The 16417-nt window shown below is 68.1% G+C and carries 14 protein-coding genes; 7 read left to right on the top strand and 7 right to left on the bottom strand.

The features are described from left to right. Positions 1-53: 53 nt before the first annotated feature. The 5 genes from rodA to ACORQU_RS11540 all read right to left on the bottom strand — a co-directional run bounded on the left by rodA (position 54) and on the right by ACORQU_RS11540 (position 5992). Positions 54-1169 carry a rod shape-determining protein RodA gene (gene rodA, locus ACORQU_RS11560; protein ID WP_271647170.1) on the bottom strand — a complete coding sequence of 372 codons (1116 nt, stop codon included), beginning with the start codon at positions 1167-1169 and terminating at the stop codon, positions 54-56. Beyond that, positions 1166-3247, bottom strand: a complete 2082-nt coding sequence (gene mrdA, locus ACORQU_RS11555) for a penicillin-binding protein 2 (protein ID WP_491641320.1) — start codon at positions 3245-3247, stop codon at positions 1166-1168. Before mrdA ends, rodA begins: the two co-directional genes overlap by 4 nt. A 10-nt stretch (positions 3248-3257) precedes the next feature. Further along, positions 3258-3737 (bottom strand): rod shape-determining protein MreD, encoded by a 480-nt coding sequence (gene mreD / locus ACORQU_RS11550; protein WP_271647172.1) that lies wholly within the window; start codon positions 3735-3737, stop codon positions 3258-3260. Further along, positions 3734-4804, bottom strand: a complete 1071-nt coding sequence (mreC, locus tag ACORQU_RS11545; protein ID WP_491641319.1) for a rod shape-determining protein MreC — start codon at positions 4802-4804, stop codon at positions 3734-3736. The genes mreD and mreC overlap by 4 nt, the downstream gene beginning before the upstream one ends. Positions 4805-4945: 141 nt before the next feature. After that, positions 4946-5992: a rod shape-determining protein gene (locus tag ACORQU_RS11540; protein WP_271647174.1), complete on the bottom strand. Its 1047-nt coding sequence runs from the start codon at positions 5990-5992 to the stop codon at positions 4946-4948. A gap of 290 nt (positions 5993-6282) precedes the next feature. Between ACORQU_RS11540 and ACORQU_RS11535 the strand changes: the two genes are divergently transcribed. Continuing rightward, positions 6283-7215, top strand: coding sequence for a carbohydrate kinase family protein (locus ACORQU_RS11535; RefSeq protein ID WP_271647175.1), 933 nt, complete (start codon positions 6283-6285; stop codon positions 7213-7215). Positions 7216-7336: 121 nt separating this feature from the next. Here ACORQU_RS11535 and ACORQU_RS11530 read toward each other — a convergent pair whose 3' ends face one another. Next, positions 7337-8458, bottom strand: coding sequence for an OprO/OprP family phosphate-selective porin (locus ACORQU_RS11530; protein WP_491641318.1), 1122 nt, complete (start codon positions 8456-8458; stop codon positions 7337-7339). A 69-nt stretch (positions 8459-8527) separates the two neighbouring features. Beyond that, positions 8528-9871, bottom strand: coding sequence for an MFS transporter (locus tag ACORQU_RS11525; RefSeq protein WP_491641317.1), 1344 nt, complete (start codon positions 9869-9871; stop codon positions 8528-8530). A 246-nt stretch (positions 9872-10117) separates the two neighbouring features. Here ACORQU_RS11525 and ACORQU_RS11520 point away from each other — a divergent pair, with 246 nt between their 5' ends. The 6 genes from ACORQU_RS11520 to ACORQU_RS11495 all read left to right on the top strand — a co-directional run bounded on the left by ACORQU_RS11520 (position 10118) and on the right by ACORQU_RS11495 (position 16034). Then, positions 10118-10903, top strand: coding sequence for an IclR family transcriptional regulator (locus tag ACORQU_RS11520; RefSeq protein ID WP_491641315.1), 786 nt, complete (start codon positions 10118-10120; stop codon positions 10901-10903). Positions 10904-10932: 29 nt separating this feature from the next. Continuing rightward, complete coding sequence (locus ACORQU_RS11515; RefSeq protein ID WP_491641314.1) at positions 10933-12141, top strand: CaiB/BaiF CoA transferase family protein; 1209 nt, start codon at positions 10933-10935, stop codon at positions 12139-12141. Then, positions 12134-12874 carry an enoyl-CoA hydratase/isomerase family protein gene (locus ACORQU_RS11510; protein ID WP_491641313.1) on the top strand — a complete coding sequence of 247 codons (741 nt, stop codon included), beginning with the start codon at positions 12134-12136 and terminating at the stop codon, positions 12872-12874. Before ACORQU_RS11515 ends, ACORQU_RS11510 begins: the two co-directional genes overlap by 8 nt. Next, positions 12871-13707 (top strand): CoA transferase subunit A, encoded by an 837-nt coding sequence (locus tag ACORQU_RS11505; protein WP_491641312.1) that lies wholly within the window; start codon positions 12871-12873, stop codon positions 13705-13707. The genes ACORQU_RS11510 and ACORQU_RS11505 overlap by 4 nt, the downstream gene beginning before the upstream one ends. After that, positions 13700-14434, top strand: a complete 735-nt coding sequence (locus ACORQU_RS11500; protein ID WP_271647182.1) for a CoA-transferase subunit beta — start codon at positions 13700-13702, stop codon at positions 14432-14434. The genes ACORQU_RS11505 and ACORQU_RS11500 overlap by 8 nt, the downstream gene beginning before the upstream one ends. Positions 14435-14543: 109 nt before the next feature. Beyond that, entirely contained in the window at positions 14544-16034 is a 1491-nt protein-coding gene (locus ACORQU_RS11495; protein ID WP_491641311.1) for a class I adenylate-forming enzyme family protein, read from the top strand. The last annotated feature ends 383 nt before the right edge of the window (positions 16035-16417 follow it).

Raw genomic sequence — 16417 nt, 5'->3', positions numbered from 1 at the left:
GGACCAGTTTGTTCATGTGCAACCGCGCTTCCACACGGCGCCTCGGCGACGGATCAGCGGTTCACCGGACGGTGCCAGCGCACGGCCATGACCAGCCCCAGGCCGGCCAGCAGGGAGACCGCGGAGGTCCCGCCGTAGCTCATCAGCGGCATCGGCACCCCCACCACCGGCAGCAGGCCGGAAATCATTCCGCCGTTGACCAGCACATAGACGAAGAAGGCCAGGCCCAGCGAGCCGGCCAGCACGCGCGAATACGTATCGCGCGCCTCCATCGCGATCCACAGGCAGCGCCCGACGATGACCAGGTACAGGGTCAGCACCGTGGCCACCCCGATCCAGCCGAACTCCTCGCTGAGCACCGAAAAGGCGAAGTCGGTGGTCTGCTCGGGAATGAAGTTCAGGTGCGACTGGCTTCCCATGCCCCAGCCCTTGCCGGTCAGCCCACCCGAGCCGATGGCGATCTGGGACTGGATGATGTTCCAGCCCGCGCCCAGGGCGTCGTTCTCCGGGTTGAGGAACATCATGATGCGATCCTTCTGGTAGGGCCGCAGCAGGAAGAACCACGCCACCGGCGCGGCGCTGGCCACGCCGGCCACGCCAATCCCCACCCACCACCACGGCAGGCCCGCCAGCAGCAGCGCGAACGCGCCCGAGGCGGCGATCAGCACGCCGGTACCGAAGTCCGGCTGCAGCATGATCAGGCTGGTGGGAATGCCGATGATCACCGCGGCCACCAGCACCGAGGGGATCTTGGGCGGCAGCGGGACGCGATGCAGGTACCAGGCGACCATCATCGGCAGGGTGATCTTCAGCAGTTCCGCCGGCTGCAGGTAGAACACCTTCAGGTCCAGCCACTGGCGCCCGTACTTGCCGGTGCCCAGGACGAACACCGCCAGCAGCGGCAGCATGGACAGTGCGTAGGTGATCGGCGTCCACGCGCGCAGGCGGGTCATCGAGACCCGCGACAGCGCCCACATCGCCCCGGCACCGATGGCGAAGCGGACCGCCTGGGCGATGACCAGATGGGTGCCGCCGGTGCTGCCGCCAGCACTCTTGAGCACCGCCAGGCCGAAACACATCACCCCGGCCAGGGCCACGCACAACACCCAGTCCAGGGTGCGCAGGAAGCGCCAGGCCAGGTCGCCCAGATAGCGCAGCAGTTCGGTCATCGTGGCCCCTGCCCGTTCGAGGCCGCCTGCGGCCTGACCGGCGCGGGCGCGGGTGCATCGGCTGCCGGTGCGGGCGCGGGACGGGGCGGCGCCGGAGATGGCGGTGCAGGCTGGACCACCTGCGGTGCCTGCGCCTGCTCCGGGTCGACATCGTCCACGCCGAGGGGCGCATCGGCATCGGCCTGCGCGCCCTGGGCCTGGGTCGCGGCGACCTGGCTGTCGGTGGGCGTATCGTCGCCTGGCATCTTGCCCAGCAGCCAGGCATCGAAGATCTTGCGCGCGATCGGCGCGGCGGTACTGGTGCCGTAGCCACCGCCCTCCACCGCGATGGCCAGGGCGATGGTCGGCGCCTCGGCCGGTGCGAACCCCTCGAACAACGCGCGATGGCGCAGGTGCATCGGCAGCGACCTGGGGTCGACCGCCGCCAGGCCCTTGCGGCTGACCACCTGCGCGGTGCCGGTCTTGCCGGCCATCTGGTAAGGCGCGCCATAGGTCACCGAATACCCGGTTCCGCCCGGACGCATGGTGTCCATCATGCCCTCCCGGATCCATTGCAGGTTGTCCGGATGGTCGGTGATCGGCCTGGCCGGGCCCTGCCCGACCGGCTTCCAGGGCTGGTCGAACCCCTGCCGCTCGTCCATCACCAGATGCGGGGTGCGCAGTTGCCCGTCGGCAACACCGGAGATGGCGCGCACCAGCTGCAGCGGGGTCACCTTCCAATCGCCCTGGCCGATGGCGATGTTGACCGTATCGCCCGGATACCACGGCTCGCGCCGGCTCTTCATCTTGTAGGCCGGCGACGGCACGATTCCGCCCGACTCGCCGGTCAGATCGATTCCGGTGGGCACGCCGAAGCCATACTTTCGCATGTACTTGTCGACTTCCTGGATGCCCATGTCGATGGCGAGCTTGTAGTAGTAGGTATTCACCGACTGGGCGATGGATTTGCGCAGATCCGTCCAGCCGTGGCCGCCGCGATGCGAATCGCCCCAGCCGCGGCTCACCCCGGGCAGATAGAACATGCCGGTGGACAGGATCTTGTCCTGCGGCCTGCGTGCGCCGCTCTCCAGTCCGGCCAGCCCCAGCAGCGGCTTGATCGTCGACCCGGGCGCCACGCCTCCCAGCACCAGGCGATTGAACTGTGGGCGCGAGGGGTTGTCGTTGAGCGCCTTGAAATCCTTGGAGGAGATGCCGTTGACGAACAGGTTGGTGTCGTAGCTGGGCAGGCTGACCATGCCCAGGATCTCGCCGGTGCGCGGATCCATGGCCACCGCCGCGCCCTCGTAGTCGCCAAAGGCCTCGGTCATGGCCTGCTGCAGGCGGATATCGATGGACAGCTTGAGGTCGGTGCCGGCCTGGGCCGGGACCCGGCCGACGACGCCTAGCGCGCGGCCCTCCACGTTGGTCTCGACCTTCTCGTAGCCGATCTTGCCGCGCAGCTGATCTTCGTAATACCGCTCCAGCCCGGTCTTGCCGATGTGGGTCAGGGCCGAATTGGCCTCGCCCAGCTGCTTGAGGTCGTCCTCATCCACCCGACCGACGTAGCCGATGACATGCGCCAGCAGCGGACCGTAGGGGTAATGGCGGATCAGATACGGCACCACTTCCACCCCGGGAAAGCGCCAGCGGTTCACCGCCAGGGCCGCCATCTCCTCTTCGGTGAGGCGCGGCTTGAGGGTGATGCCACGAAAGCCACGGGTCACCTTGCGCTTGTCCAGGAAGTGCTGCACTTCCTCCGGATCCAGCGTCACGATCTTGCCCAACGCATCGAGCCAGTCGGCCGGGTCGCCGGCCTGGTCGGGCACCACGTCCAGGCGGAAGGCCGGGATGTTCTCGGCCACCAGCACGCCGTTGCGGTCGTAGATGCTGCCGCGCGCCGGCACCACCGGGCGCAGCTTGATCCGGTTGGCCTCCGAGCGGGTCGCGTATTCGGCGTGGTCGAGCACCTGCAGCTTGAAGTACCAGGCGCCCAGGCCCGCCAAGCACAGGAACACGCCGATGAAGCCCAGCACGGCGCGGCGGCGGAACTGGTCGGCCTCGGCGTGGGGGTTCTTCATCGGGCGGCGGCGGGAGATCATCGCATCGCGCTCAGGGACGCCGCCCCAGGCGCAGGCTGTCGAGCAGCACGAACGTGGGCGGCCACAGCAGCATGCCCAGCAGCGGCGCCCACCAATAGGCCCAGGGCAGCACCGGCTCGCCGATCGCCAGGTGAATCGCGCTGGCGACGATCCTGTCGTTCACCAGCAGCCCGCCCATGGCCAGGGCCTGCTGGGACAGGGGGAAGAAGCGCAGGCGGGCGCGGAAGCGCTGCAGGATGAAGGCCATGATCACCAGGCGCAGCGCCTGTTCGCCGAGCAGGCCGCCGAAGCCCAGGTCGGCCACCAGGCCGACGATGAAGACAAACCCCAGGCCGACCCGTTCGGGTTCCTCGATCACCCAATACGCCAGCACCAGCGCCAGCCAGTAGGGGCGCAGCGGCTGCACCACCAGCGGCAGCGGCAGCAAGGCCAGCAGCAGGGCCAGCAGCACGCTGGCGGGCAACACCCAGGCGTGGCGGGTGCGGCTCATCGGGCCGGCTCCGTCGGCGCGGTGGCCGGGGGCGGGGTGTCGCGGGCGGGCGCCGGCGCAGTTGGCGTCGGGCGCGCGGCCTTGCCCGGGGGCTGGCCCGCGTCAGGCGCCGGCGTCGCCGCATCCCTGGCCGGGGTCGTCTGTGTGCCTGCGTCCGCACCGCCCTTGGCCGACGGCAGCGCAGCCGGATCCGTCGGCGCGGCGTCGGCGGGCACGGGCGGCGCGGCGTCGGCGGCCTTGAGTAGCAGCACGTTGCGGCCCCGGTCCAGATGCGCGGCCGGGGTCAGCTCGCCGACCAGGAAGGTGCGGCTGTCGTCGGCATGCAGATCGATGACCTTGCCTACCGGGAATCCCGGCGGAAACCGCCCGCCCAGCCCGGATGTCACCACCACGTCGCCGTCTTTGATGTCCGCGTTCAGCGGCACGTTCATCAGCTGCAACTGGTCGCTGCGTCCGTTGCCGAAGGCCAGCATGCGCACGCCGTTGCGCTGGACCATCACCGGGACCGCGTGGTCCGGGTCGGTGAGCAGGAGCACCGTCGAATAGGCCGGCATCACCTGCACGATCTGACCCAACAGGCCGCCAGCGTCGATGACCGGCTGCCCGACATAGACTCCATCGTTGGCCCCGGCGTCCAGGACCAGCCGCTGGCGGGTTGGGTCCAGGTCGATGTTGAGTACCGCCGCCAGCTGCACGTCCAGGCCGCGATTGCCTGCGGCGTTGAGCAGCGCGCGCAGTTGCACGTTGTCGGCCACCGCGGCGCTGAGTCGGGTCAGGCGCGCATTGGACACCAGCAACTCATCGCGCAGGCGTCGGTTTTCCGCGGTCAGCTGGGTGAGCGTGGCCGCATCGTCCTGCAGGCGCGTGCCCAGCTTGCCGGGCAGGCCCGCGACCCACCACAGCGGCTGGGCGGCCAGGCCGGCTTCGCGCCGGGCCTGGTGCAGCCAGCCGCCGCGGTGGTCGAGGATGACCAGCGCCACGCCCAGCGCCAGATAGGCCAGCAGCCGCAGCGAGCTGGCGATCTCGCCAGGGCGTGGGGCAACAGGAGGGCCAGCGTAGGAAGGCACGGAAGGCGGCTAGCGAAGGGACGGAAAGGAGGCCGGGCCGCAAGGCCCGGAAGCAGGCGCCAGCCCGTGTCGGCCGGGAGCCAGCGGTGGCCACGGCATGCGCGTGGCGGTCATGGCCGGCCCGGTTGCCGGCAAGAAGGATCATTCCGGGGCGAAGAACTCGTTGCCGTGCATGTCCACCAGTTCCAGCGCACGGCCACCGCCGCGCGCCACGCAGGTCAGCGGATCGTCGGCCACCTGCACGTGCAGGCCGGTTTCCTCGGAGATCAGCTTGTCCAGGTCGCGCAGCAGGGCGCCACCGCCGGTCAGCACGATGCCGCGCTCGGCCACGTCGGCGCACAGCTCCGGCGGGGTCTGCTCCAGGGCCAGCTTGACCGCCGAGACGATGCCCGACAGCGGCTCGTGCAGGGCCTCGAGCACCTCGTTGGAGTTGATGCGGATCATCTTGGGCACACCCTCGGCCAAGTTGCGGCCGGAGATTTCCATCTCCTCCACTTCCGGCTGGGCGTAGGCGCAGCCGATCTCCAGCTTGATGCGCTCGGCGGTGGCTTCACCGATCAGCATGCCGTGGTTGCGGCGCACGTAATTGGTGATGGACTCGTCGAAACGGTCGCCGCCCACGCGCACCGACTGCGAGTAGACGATGCCGTTGAGCGAGATCACCGCCACCTCGGTGGTGCCGCCGCCGATGTCGATGACCATCGAACCGCGTGCCTCGGTCACCGGCAGGCCGGCGCCGATCGCCGCGGCCATCGGCTCCTCGATCAGGTAGACGTCGCGCGCGCCGGCCTCCTCGGCCGACTCCTTGATCGCGCGGCGCTCGACCTGGGTGCTGCCGGCCGGCACGCACACCAGCACGCGCGGGCTGGGACGCAGCACGCGCGACTTGTGCACCTTCTTGATGAAGTACTTGAGCATCGCCTCGGTATAGGTGAAGTCGGCGATGACGCCGTCCTTCATCGGGCGGATGGTGGTGATGTGGCCCGGGGTGCGGCCCAGCATCTGCTTGGCTTCCGCGCCCACCGCCGCGACCGAGCGGGTGCCGCCGATGGCGCGGTCCTGACGCACGGCCACCACGGAAGGTTCGTTCAGGACGATGCCCTGGCCGCGCACGTAGATCAGGGTATTGGCCGTGCCCAGGTCGATGGACAGGTCATTGGAGAACATGCCGCGCAGCTTCTTGAACATCGGGGGCTGGGATCCTTCGAAGAGAGGCAAATACCCATCGCGCCGCTGGCGAAAAAATGGGCAAAAAAGAGGTCGGCTAGCCTAGCAATCCCCCCTGCGGCATACAAGGAAAATCGCAGCGCGCAACGGGCTTCCAGCCACCTGCGCGATGCCGTGCCCGGGCCGGCCGGCTGGCCCTGTCCGGCCCCAGCCGGTAACCTTGTCGCTTCGTGCCGGCCCTGGGGCCGGTCTTCCCGACCCGCCCAGGCGACCTCGCGCGCCGGGCAACCGTGACCCCTGCCAAGGCCGCCATGTCCGCTCTGATCTGTGGTTCCCTCGCCTACGACACCATCATGGTGTTTCCGGACCAGTTCAAGAACCACATCCTGCCGGACAAGGTGCACATCCTGAATGTGTCCTTCCTGGTCCCGCGGATGCGCCGCGAGTTCGGTGGCTGCGCCGGCAACATCGCCTACAACCTGCATCTGCTGGGCGGCAAGCCGATCCCGATGGGCACGGTGGGCCAGGATTTCGGCGCCTATCGCGAGCATTTCGAGTCGCTGGGCATCGACCTGTCGCGGGTGAAGGTGATCGAGGACCTGTTCACCCCGCAGGCCTTCATCACCACCGACCATGACAACAACCAGATCACCGCCTTCCACCCCGGCGCGATGATGCGGTCCTACGAGAACCACGTGAAGGACGTGCCCGGCGTGACCCTGGGCCTGGTCGGCCCGGACGGACGCGAGGGCATGATCCAGAACGCCACCGAATTCGCCGAAGCCGGTACCCCCTTCATCTTCGACCCCGGCCAGGCCATGCCGCTGTTCAACGGGCCGGAGCTGCGCACCTTCATCGAGCAGGCCGACTACGTGGTGGTCAACGACTACGAGTCCAACCTGCTGCAGGAGCGCACCGGCTGGGACGAGCAGGCCATCGTCAGCCGGGTCCAGGCCTACATCACCACCCAGGGCCCGAAGGGCGCGCTGGTGCACACCCCCGGCAAGACCTATGACGTCCCGCCGGCGCACGAGCGCCGGGTGGTCGATCCCACCGGTTGCGGCGACGCGTTCCGCGCCGGGCTGATCTTCGGCATCGAGCGCGGCTGCGACTGGCTGACCATCGGCCGCATGGGCAACCTGATGGGCGCGCTGAAGGTCGAGCATCCCGGCACCCAGAACCAGCGCTTCGACTTCGACGAGTTCAACGACCAGTTCAAGCAGCAGTTCGGCTACGCGCTCTGAGCTAGCGGGTCGCAGGATCCACCCATGAAGGGCGGCCTCCGGGCCGCCTTTTCATTGCGACGAAAAGCAAAAAGGGCGGACCCCAAGGGGCCCGCCCTTTTGCTCTTTACTGGACGCGCGGTCAGAACATGACCTGGGCACGCATCTCGAAGGCATTGGGGTCCACTTCGACGCCGGCACGACGACTGTGTGCCTTGACGTAGTTGGCCTGCACCTTGAAGTGCTTGCCGAAGTAGTAATTGGCACCCAGCGTCCAGTCGTGCTGGTAGCCACCCTCGATACCGGCGTCGTTGAGATCCAGATCGCTGTAGCGCGCGAGCAGTTCGACCGCGCCGGCCGGATGCGTGGGCGTTACATTGCCCAGCGTGCCGTTGTAGGCGCGCGACTCACCGGTCAGGATCCAGCTGCCGTAGACGGTGTTGCCCTGGGCGTGGAAGTCGGCGTAGCCGTCGCGGGCCACGTCCTCCTCCAGATGCTCGGCCAGCACGGTGAACGGCCCGGCGATGCGGATGAACTCCAGGCCGCCGCGCTGGATGTGCGCGGTCCCCGGCAATGCTCCGCTGTCGATCAGCCGCGTGTCGGTCAGCCCGGCTTCGAGCTTGGCGCGCACGCGCGCGGAGGTGGCGTCGGGGTTCTCGACCGAATAGGCCAGGCCCAGGTGGATCACGTCGCCTGCCTCCTTGTGCGGCGTCCACGCGAAATGTCCGGCCATGGTGGTGCCATGGTTGGTGGCCTCCGGACTGCCGCCGGCAAACCCCTGGAGCTGCAGCGCATAGGTCTTGCGGGTCAGGGCCCATTCGACGCCGGTGCGACGGCCTTCGTAGATCGCCTGGGTGGCCAGCGGCGCCTCCAGCAGCGAGGTCGCGCGCGAGGACCCGACCGAGTCCAAGCCCACCGGCGTCTTGATGTAGCCCACCCGCACCGCCCCGTAGTCCTTGCCGAACAGCGCCTTGGTCTGGACGCGCAGGTAGATGTCCAGCCACAGGTCCGACTGGTAGTCGTAGTAGGCCATCGCGTCCAGGACGCCATCGAGCTTGTACGTCATGCCGAATTCCTTGCGGCGCATGTCGTCGTCGTTCTCGAACCGGGCGTCGTCCCCGCTGAAGTGGTTCTGGTCGTAGGCGAAGTTGCCGGTCAGGCTCAACTGGCCGCCCCCGTTGTCGAAGGTGTAGCTGGTCGGCCAGTCAGCCGCCGCGGCCGAGCCTGCGACACACAGCAGTCCGGCGGTCAAAAGTCCCCGCATCTTGCGCTCCCCAAAAGTGTTCTTGTCATTGTGAAAGAGGCTGGACCGAAGCGGGCCAGGCATCGCGCGTCAACCGTGCGAAGAGCGCAGGCGCGAGCTTAGGGTGGATGCCGCGCGGCCGGACATCCTCCGATCGTCTGAGAACGCGCCGCGACGATACAGCAGCAAAGCGCCGATCAGAGCCACGACCGCGGCGGCCGCCAGCCAGGCGCCCGGCATGGCCTTGTTGCCGGTGACCTGGATCAACCAGGTCGAGATGGCCGGTGTGAAGCCGCCGAAGATCGCCTGGGACAGGCTGTAAGCCAGCGAGAAGCCGGTCGCACGCACGTTGGCGGGCATGATCTCGGTCAGGGTGACGACCATCACCCCCTGATAGCCACCGTAGAGAAACGAGAACCACATCAAGGTTCCGAGCAGGTGGCCGAACGAGGGCGAACCTACCAGCCAGTGCATGGCCGGATAGGCGGTCAGCGCGATCAGGATCGAGAAGGTCAGCATCACCCGCAGGCGCCCCACCCGGTCGGACAGCGCGCCCATGAAGGGGATCCAGATGAAGTTTGACACGCCCACGGCCACGGTGCAGATGAAGCTGTCCATCGAGGTGAGGCCCAACTCGCGCTTGCCGAAGGTCGGGGTGTAGGCCGTGATCAGGTAGAACATCACGCTGGTCAGGGTCACCAGGAACACGGCCAGGATCACGATCCGCCAGTCACGCGCCAGGGCGCCATAGACCTCGCGCAGCGTCGGCCGGCTCTTAGCGATCTGCGCCTTGAATGCCTCGGTCTCCTGCAGCGAGCGGCGGATGTAGAACAGGAACGGCACGATCAGGCAGCCGATCAGGAACGGCACGCGCCAGCCCCAGCTCTGCATCTGGTCCTCGCTCAGGGTCAGCCGCAGGACCACGCCGATGACCGCGGCGAAGACCACCGCCACCTGCTGGCTGGCCGACTGCCAGCTCACGAAGAAGCCGCGTCGCCCCGGGGTGGCGATCTCGGACAGATAGACCGAGACGCCGCCGGACTCGGCGCCGGCCGAGAACCCCTGCAGCAGGCGCCCGATCAGCACGATGATCGGCGCGGCGATGCCGATGGTCGCGTAGCTGGGGGTCAGGGCGATCATCAGCACGCCGGCGGACATCAGCGCCAGACTGAGGATCAGGCCCGCACGGCGGCCGTGCCGGTCGATGTAGCCCCCCAGGACAATCGCGCCCAGCGGGCGCATGAGGAAGCCCATGCCGAAGGTGACCAGCGAGAGCATGAGCGAGACGAACTCGCTGTCGCTGGGGAACATCGCATGGGCAATGGCCGAGGCATAGAAGCCATAGACCATGAAATCGAACATTTCCAGGAAATTGCCGCTGACGACGCGGAAGACATTGCTCCGCGAATGGGTGGCGGGCGTTTGCGCAGACATGGAAGCATCCTCACGAAGGACGTAGTCAAGCCAATGTTCTATATTTCAGAACGTCGTTTTGTATCTCGAAACGACTAGATCAGACGATTTCGACAGGCGTCAACGTGCACTGCAGCATGTTCCAGCATGCGAAATGCGGGCGTTTCGGCATATGGAAAGACGCTCCAGGTGCCAGAGGCGCACCGGTTGACAGCCAATTTTGTTCCGTCGTAGCGTATTTCGAAACGCCGTTCTGATATTTGGAATATGGATACCACCCTGCTCAAAGGGCTCAACGTGCTCGAGCTGCTCGCCCAGAGCGAACAGCCCAAGGGCGTGTCGGACATCGCCCGCGCCCTCAACCTGACCAAGAGCAACGTGCACCGCACGCTGCAGACGCTGGTCGCCGCCGGCTATGTCCGCGTCGGCAGCCGGCCCGGCACCTATGTCTGCACGCTCAAGCTGTTCGAACTGGCCAGCCCGCTGGTGGCGCGCCTGGATGTGCGCCAGCTGGCCGAGCCGGTGATGCAGGCGCTGGCCGGCAAGACTCAGGAGACCATCCACCTGGCCGTGCTCGATCGGCTGGAGGTGATCTATCTGCACAAGATCGAGAGCCCGCAGCCTGTGCGCGCCTACTCCAGCGTGGGTGGCCGGGCACCGGCCCACGCGGTCGCCACGGGCAAGGTCCTGCTGGCCTGGCAGGACGCGGCCACCCTGGCGACGCTGCCGGAGCGCTTCGAGCGCACGACCTCGCGCACCCTGCCCGACCGGGATGCGCTGCTGGCCGAGACCGCCCAGGTGCGCGCCCAGGGCTACGCCATCAACCGTGGCGAATGGCGCGAAGGCGTGTGCGGCGCGGCGGCCGTGATCCTGGATGCGCAGCGCCAGGTGATCGCCGCGGTCGGCATTTCCGGCCCTTCCGAGCGGCTGCGCCCGGCCGCGCTGCGCAAGCACGCCGAACGCGTGGTCGAGGCCGCCCGCGACATCTCGCGGGCCATGGGCTGCACCCGCTACGAACCCCTGCTGCCGGCCGGCGCCGCCGTCGCCGCCTGATCCCCGACAACGCCTCAAGGAGTCCCACCATGCAATTGCCCCTGACCGGCGTGCGCGTCGTCGAATTCTGTTCCGTGGCCGCCGGCCCGTACTGCGCCATGCTGCTGGCCGACATGGGCGCGGACGTGATCAAGGTCGAGAACCCCAATGGCGGCGACTCCATGCGGGCCTGGCCGCCGCTGACCGAAGGCTTCAGTGAGAACTTCGCCTCGGTCAACCGCAACAAGCGCGCGATCACCCTGGACCTGAAGGATGCGACCGACAACGCGCGCGCCAGGGCGCTGATCGAAGGCGCCGACGTGGTCCTGGAGAACAACCGCCCCGGCGTGATGCAGCGCCTCGGGCTGGACTACGCGGCGATGTCGCAGGCCAACCCGAAGCTGGTGTACTGCTCGATCTCCGCCTTTGGTCAGGAAGGCCCGCGCGCGCGCGAGGCGGGCTTCGACCTGACCCTGCAGGCCATGAGCGGCGTGATGAGCGTGACCGGCGAGGAAGGGGGCGCGCCGGTGAAGTGCGGCGTGCCGCTGTCGGACTTCTGCACCGGCCTGTATGCCGCCTATGCGATCGCCGCGGCGCTGATGCAGGCGCGTGCCACCGGCCAGGGCACGCACGTGGACGCCTCGATGTTCGGCGCCTCGCTGGCGGTGGCCGCGCTGCAGACCAGCGAATACTTCGGCAGTGGCCGCGACCCGCGCAAGCTGGGCTCGGCGCATCCGCGCAACGCGCCCTACCAGGCGTTCCAGGCGCGCGATGGCTGGTTCGCGATGGCCGCCGGCAACAACGCCCTGTTCAAGGCCGCGTGCAACGCGATGGACTGGCCGGAGTTGGCCGACGACCCGCGCTTTGCCTCCACCGCGCTGCGCGCCCAGCACCAGGCCGAGCTGAAAGCGCTGCTGGACGAGCGCGTATTCTCCAAGCTGGATGCGGCCGACCTGCTGGCGCGCTTCCGCGCCGCCGGCGTGCCGTGCTCGCCGATCAACACCTATTCCGAGGCGCTGGCCGATCCGCAGGTCGAACACATGGGCTGGGTGTCGCAGATCGCCCTGCCCGGTGGGGGCAGCGCGCGCACATTCGGTTCGCCGCTGCGCTTTTCCGGACAGGCGTTTCCGATCACCCGCGACCCGCCCGCGTTGGGCCAGCACAATGCCGAGGTCTTCGCCGAGATCGACGCACTGGTCGCGGCCCGCAACGCTGACGCCGAGGTGGATGCACCGCCGAAGGTGGCCCGCCATGCGTGATGTCGTCAAGGAACTGCGGGTCGAACGCAGCGGCGCGACCCTGACCCTCACACTCGATCGGCCCGACAAGCGCAATGCGCTGTCGCCCACGCTGGTCGATGCCCTGCTCGAAGCGGTGCAGGCCGCCTGCACCGATGGCACGCGCCTGCTGGTGCTGCGCGGCGAAGGCAGGAACTTCTGCGCCGGCTTCGACCTGTCCGACTACGCCGATGCCAGCGAAGGCGACCTGCTGCTGCGCTTCGTGCGCATCGAGCAACTGTTGCAGGCGGTGGCCCACGCCCCGTTCGAGACGGTGGCGCTGGCGCACGGCCGCAACTTCGGCGCCGGCGTGGACCTGATCTGCAGCTGCGACCGCCGCATCGGTGCGCCGGAGGCGAGCTTCATGATGCCGGGGCTGGGCTTCGGTCTGGTGCTGGGCACCCGACGCTATGCCGCGCGCGTGGGCGCGGTGCGTGCGCGCCGCGTGCTAGGCGACGGACTCACCTTCGACGCGAAGACCGCACTGGCCGACGGTTTTCTCACCGACATCGTGGCGCAGCACGACTGGGACATGCAGCTCACCCAATTGCAGACCGCCACGCTGCCACGCCTGACCGCCGACACCTGGCAGCGCCTGGATGCCGCCCTGCTGCCCGATACGCGCGCCGCCGACATGGCCGCGCTGGTCGAGTCAGCCGCAGTGCCCGGCATCCATGGCCGCATCGGCCGCTATCGCGAAGGAGCCAAGGCATGAGCAACAAGACCTCCACCAAGCAGCTGTCGATCGAGGCGCTGGCCGCGCTGGTGCCCGATGGCGCGTCGCTGGCACTCGGCGGCAGCTTCCTCCACCGCGGACCGTTCGCCCTGGTGCGTGAGCTGATCCGCCAGGGCCGCAAGGATCTGGACATCATCAAGCAATCGCCCGGCTACGACATCGACCTGCTGTGCCGCGCGGGCGCGGTGCGCCGCACACGTGCCGGCATCGTGGCGATGGAAGGCAACTTCGGCCTTGCGCCCTGGTATCGCAAGGCCGTCGAACGCCAGCAGATCGAGCTGGAAGAACACGCCTGTGCCACGCTCACCGCCGGGCTGCGGGCGTCCGCGTTCGGCGTGCCGTTCATGCCGGTCGGCGGTGTGCATGGCTCGGCCCTGGTCGAGCTCAACGGCTGGAAGGCGATCGACGATCCCTACGGCCAGGGTGGGCCGACCTATGTGATTCCGGCGATCACGCCCGACTTCGCGGTCATCCATGCCAACGAGGTCAGTCCGAATGGGGACGTGCGCGTCTATGGCACCTCGCATTGGGACCGCATCATGACCCGCGCGGCGGACAAGGTGATCGTGGTGGCAGAACGCCTCGCCGACGAGGAAAGCTTCCGCACCCAACCCGAGCTGACGCTGGTGCCACACTTCATGACCGCCGCCTATGCGGTGGTGCCCAACGGCGCATGGCCGGGCTCGTGCTGGCCGCATTACGAAGTCGATTATCCGGCGGTCACCGCCTACTTGGAGGACGCGCCCGACGTGCTCCAGGCGCACCTGGACGCCGCGCCGGAAGCGCGCGCAGCGGAGGTGGCCCATGGCTGAGTCCTGGTCCGGGTTTTCCTACATCGTCACCAACCTGGCGCGCTTCGTGCGCCCGCACGAGGTCACCTTCAGCGGCGTCAATTCCACGCTGCCGATGCTGGCCTGCCTGATGGCCAAGCGCGCCTACGATTTCGAGTTCACCTTTATCAACGTGGCCGGCGGCGTCGATCCGCAGCCGTCGATGATCCCCATCTCCAGTTCCGATCCGGTGCTGGCCGAGCGCTCGACGGCGATCTTCGCCAACGAGGATTTCTACGACCTGTGCACGCGTGGTCGCATGGATCTGTGCTTTCTCGGCGCGGCGCAGATCGACGGCGCGGGCCGCACCAATGTGTCCGCGATCGGCGACTGGCATGCGCCCAAGGTGCGCCTGCCCGGTGGCGGGGGTGGCGCGGTGATGCTGCCGACCGCGCGCCGCGCCTGCACCTGGCGCACCGAGCATTCGACCCGCACGCTGGTGGACACGCTGGATTTCGTCACCGCCGCCGGCGGTTTGGCCGGCGTGGTGACCCCGATCGCGGTCTTCATCAAGCGCGATGACAGGCTGGCACTGGCCTCGTGGCATCCGGACGTGACCCTGGAGGAAGTGCGGGCGCGCACCGGCTTCGCGTTCGACGCCAGCGGCGCCACGCCGACACCGCTGCCCAGCCAGGCCGAGGTCGATGCCCTGCGCGCGCTCGATCCCGATGGGCAGTTCGAGCGCGACGCCAAGGTCCGGCTGCACTGATCCAGGCTTCCGCGCCTGCACGCGTGAATCCCGCCGGCACGTCCCGCGCCGGCCACGTCACTGACGGACCCCACGCCGCCATTCCGCCCTCCCCGCAACAGGAGTCGCCATGTCGTCTGCCCAATCCCTCAGCCATCTGCTCCGCGACGCGCTGCGCACGCATGCGCAGGCCGGTCTTGCCGCCTTGATCGGTCCGTTCGGCGAGGTGAGCTACGCGCAGCTGGCGCGTCACGTCGATGCAGCCGCCGCCGCCGCGCACGCCTGGGGCCTGCGGCGTGGCGAGCTGGTCGGCGTGATCGCGCGCAAGACCCCCGAGAGTGTGGCGACCTTGTTCGGGCTGATGCAGGCCGGCGGCTGCGCCGGCTTCATGGAGCCAGGCCTGGCGATGGATGCCATCGCCGAGCGCATGCAGTCGGTAGGCATGCAGCGGCTGGTCGTGGAGCACGCCGACGACGGTGCCCAACTGCAAAAAGCGATCCCAGGTCTGCAGGTCATCGCACTGGAGGCAATGGCCAGCGAAGGCGCGTGGATCGACGAAGGACTGGCACCGGGCGATGCGGCGCAGATCCTGTTCACCAGCGGCAGCACGGGCAAGTCCAAGGGCGTGCTGCAGCCGCATCGCGGGCTGTTGGCCAACGCCCATGGCGTGATCGCGCACACCGGCATCACGCGCAACGACCGCTTGCTGCACGTCATGCCGGTCCATCACACCAACGGCGTCAACAACCAGTTGATCGCCCCCCTGCTGTGCGGCGCGCAGGTGGTCCTGATCGAGCGCTTCCGTGCCGAAGACTGCGTGCAGCAGCTGCGCGATTACGCGCCGACCTACCTCACCGGCGTGCCGACCATGTATGCGCGCATGCTCCCGTTCCTACGCGAAGGCGAGCGCTTCCCGTCGCTGCGCTTCCTGCGCTGCGGCTCGGCCCCGATCACGCCAGCACTGCAGGAGCAGATCGAGCAGGCCTTCGGCGTCGAACTGCTGGTCTCCTACGGCCTGTCCGAAGCCACCTGCACCTCGACCATGAATCCGCCGGGCGCACGCCGCATCGGCAGCATCGGCACCGTGCTCGAAGGCCAGGTCGTCAGGCTTTTCAAGCCAGGCACCGAGGAAGTCGTCACCGAAGGCGAAGGCGAGATCCGCATCGGTGGCGATGCGCTGATGCTGGGTTACATCGGCACCGAGGCCGCCCAACCGATCGAACACGGCTGGCTGCTCACCGGCGACCTGGGCCGCTTCGACGCCGAGGGTTACCTGTCAATCACCGGCCGCATCAAGGAGGTGATCATCCGCGGCGGCGAGAACCTCTCGCCCGCCCTGATCGAGGGCGAGCTGAGTCGCCACCCTGCGGTGGCCGAATGCTGCGTGGTCGGCATGCCGCACCATGACCTGGGCGAAGTGCCGGTGGCCTTCGTGGTCCTGGACCCCAGCGCCCCTGCGGTGACAAGCGAGACGCTGCAGGACCTGATCCGGGAGAAGCTCGCGCGGGCCTACGTGCCGGCCGAAGTGAAGTTCCTGACGACCTTGCCGGTCAATGGTGTAGGCAAGGTGGATCGCAAGGCGCTGCGGCGAGGGTTTGAGGCTGCGCCGCAGGCGGCTTAGCTTTTGCGCTCACGTGCGACGCTTTTATGGCCAATGCGTGGTGCACTTTCGCTTTCAAGCAAAGCTTTCGTGCCGCTGTGCGAAAAGTCCGCTGCGGCCGCCGGGAATTTTTGGAGGGAACACCCATGTCCCTTCCAGAACGCCGCGCATCTTTGTGTGGCGCCCTGCGGGCTTTAACCCGTGGCCCTCCGCCCGACCTCAAGGGACTGGCAGATCAGGAGTGAAGCCGAAGCAAGCCCGCTTCGGCTTGTGCTGCCTGCTTTGGACTTTGAAATCCCCGAGCGGCACGCCCGCTTCGCGGGTCCGCTACGGGGATATAAAAGCAACAGCAGGGGCAGGGTTGGAGCAAAGTCCCTGGATGGCCAGACATTCGTCTGTTGTAA

Source organism: Pseudoxanthomonas sp. JC1303, assembly GCF_058448525.1.
Note: the sequence above shows the minus strand (reverse complement) of the source record. Positions and strands in the feature narration are given on the sequence as shown.

Excerpts from the sequence above, each read along its gene's own strand:
- rodA (WP_271647170.1), bottom strand. The coding sequence starts at position 1,169 with ATGACCGAACTGCTGCGCTATCTGGGCGACCTGGCCTGGCGCTTCCTG.
- mrdA (WP_491641320.1), bottom strand. The coding sequence starts at position 3,247 with ATGATCTCCCGCCGCCGCCCGATGAAGAACCCCCACGCCGAGGCCGAC.
- mreD (WP_271647172.1), bottom strand. The coding sequence starts at position 3,737 with ATGAGCCGCACCCGCCACGCCTGGGTGTTGCCCGCCAGCGTGCTGCTG.
- ACORQU_RS11540 (WP_271647174.1), bottom strand. The coding sequence starts at position 5,992 with ATGTTCAAGAAGCTGCGCGGCATGTTCTCCAATGACCTGTCCATCGAC.
- ACORQU_RS11535 (WP_271647175.1), top strand. The coding sequence starts at position 6,283 with ATGTCCGCTCTGATCTGTGGTTCCCTCGCCTACGACACCATCATGGTG.
- ACORQU_RS11530 (WP_491641318.1), bottom strand. The coding sequence starts at position 8,458 with ATGCGGGGACTTTTGACCGCCGGACTGCTGTGTGTCGCAGGCTCGGCC.
- ACORQU_RS11525 (WP_491641317.1), bottom strand. The coding sequence starts at position 9,871 with ATGTCTGCGCAAACGCCCGCCACCCATTCGCGGAGCAATGTCTTCCGC.
- ACORQU_RS11520 (WP_491641315.1), top strand. The coding sequence starts at position 10,118 with ATGGATACCACCCTGCTCAAAGGGCTCAACGTGCTCGAGCTGCTCGCC.
- ACORQU_RS11515 (WP_491641314.1), top strand. The coding sequence starts at position 10,933 with ATGCAATTGCCCCTGACCGGCGTGCGCGTCGTCGAATTCTGTTCCGTG.
- ACORQU_RS11510 (WP_491641313.1), top strand. The coding sequence starts at position 12,134 with ATGCGTGATGTCGTCAAGGAACTGCGGGTCGAACGCAGCGGCGCGACC.
- ACORQU_RS11505 (WP_491641312.1), top strand. The coding sequence starts at position 12,871 with ATGAGCAACAAGACCTCCACCAAGCAGCTGTCGATCGAGGCGCTGGCC.
- ACORQU_RS11500 (WP_271647182.1), top strand. The coding sequence starts at position 13,700 with ATGGCTGAGTCCTGGTCCGGGTTTTCCTACATCGTCACCAACCTGGCG.
- ACORQU_RS11495 (WP_491641311.1), top strand. The coding sequence starts at position 14,544 with ATGTCGTCTGCCCAATCCCTCAGCCATCTGCTCCGCGACGCGCTGCGC.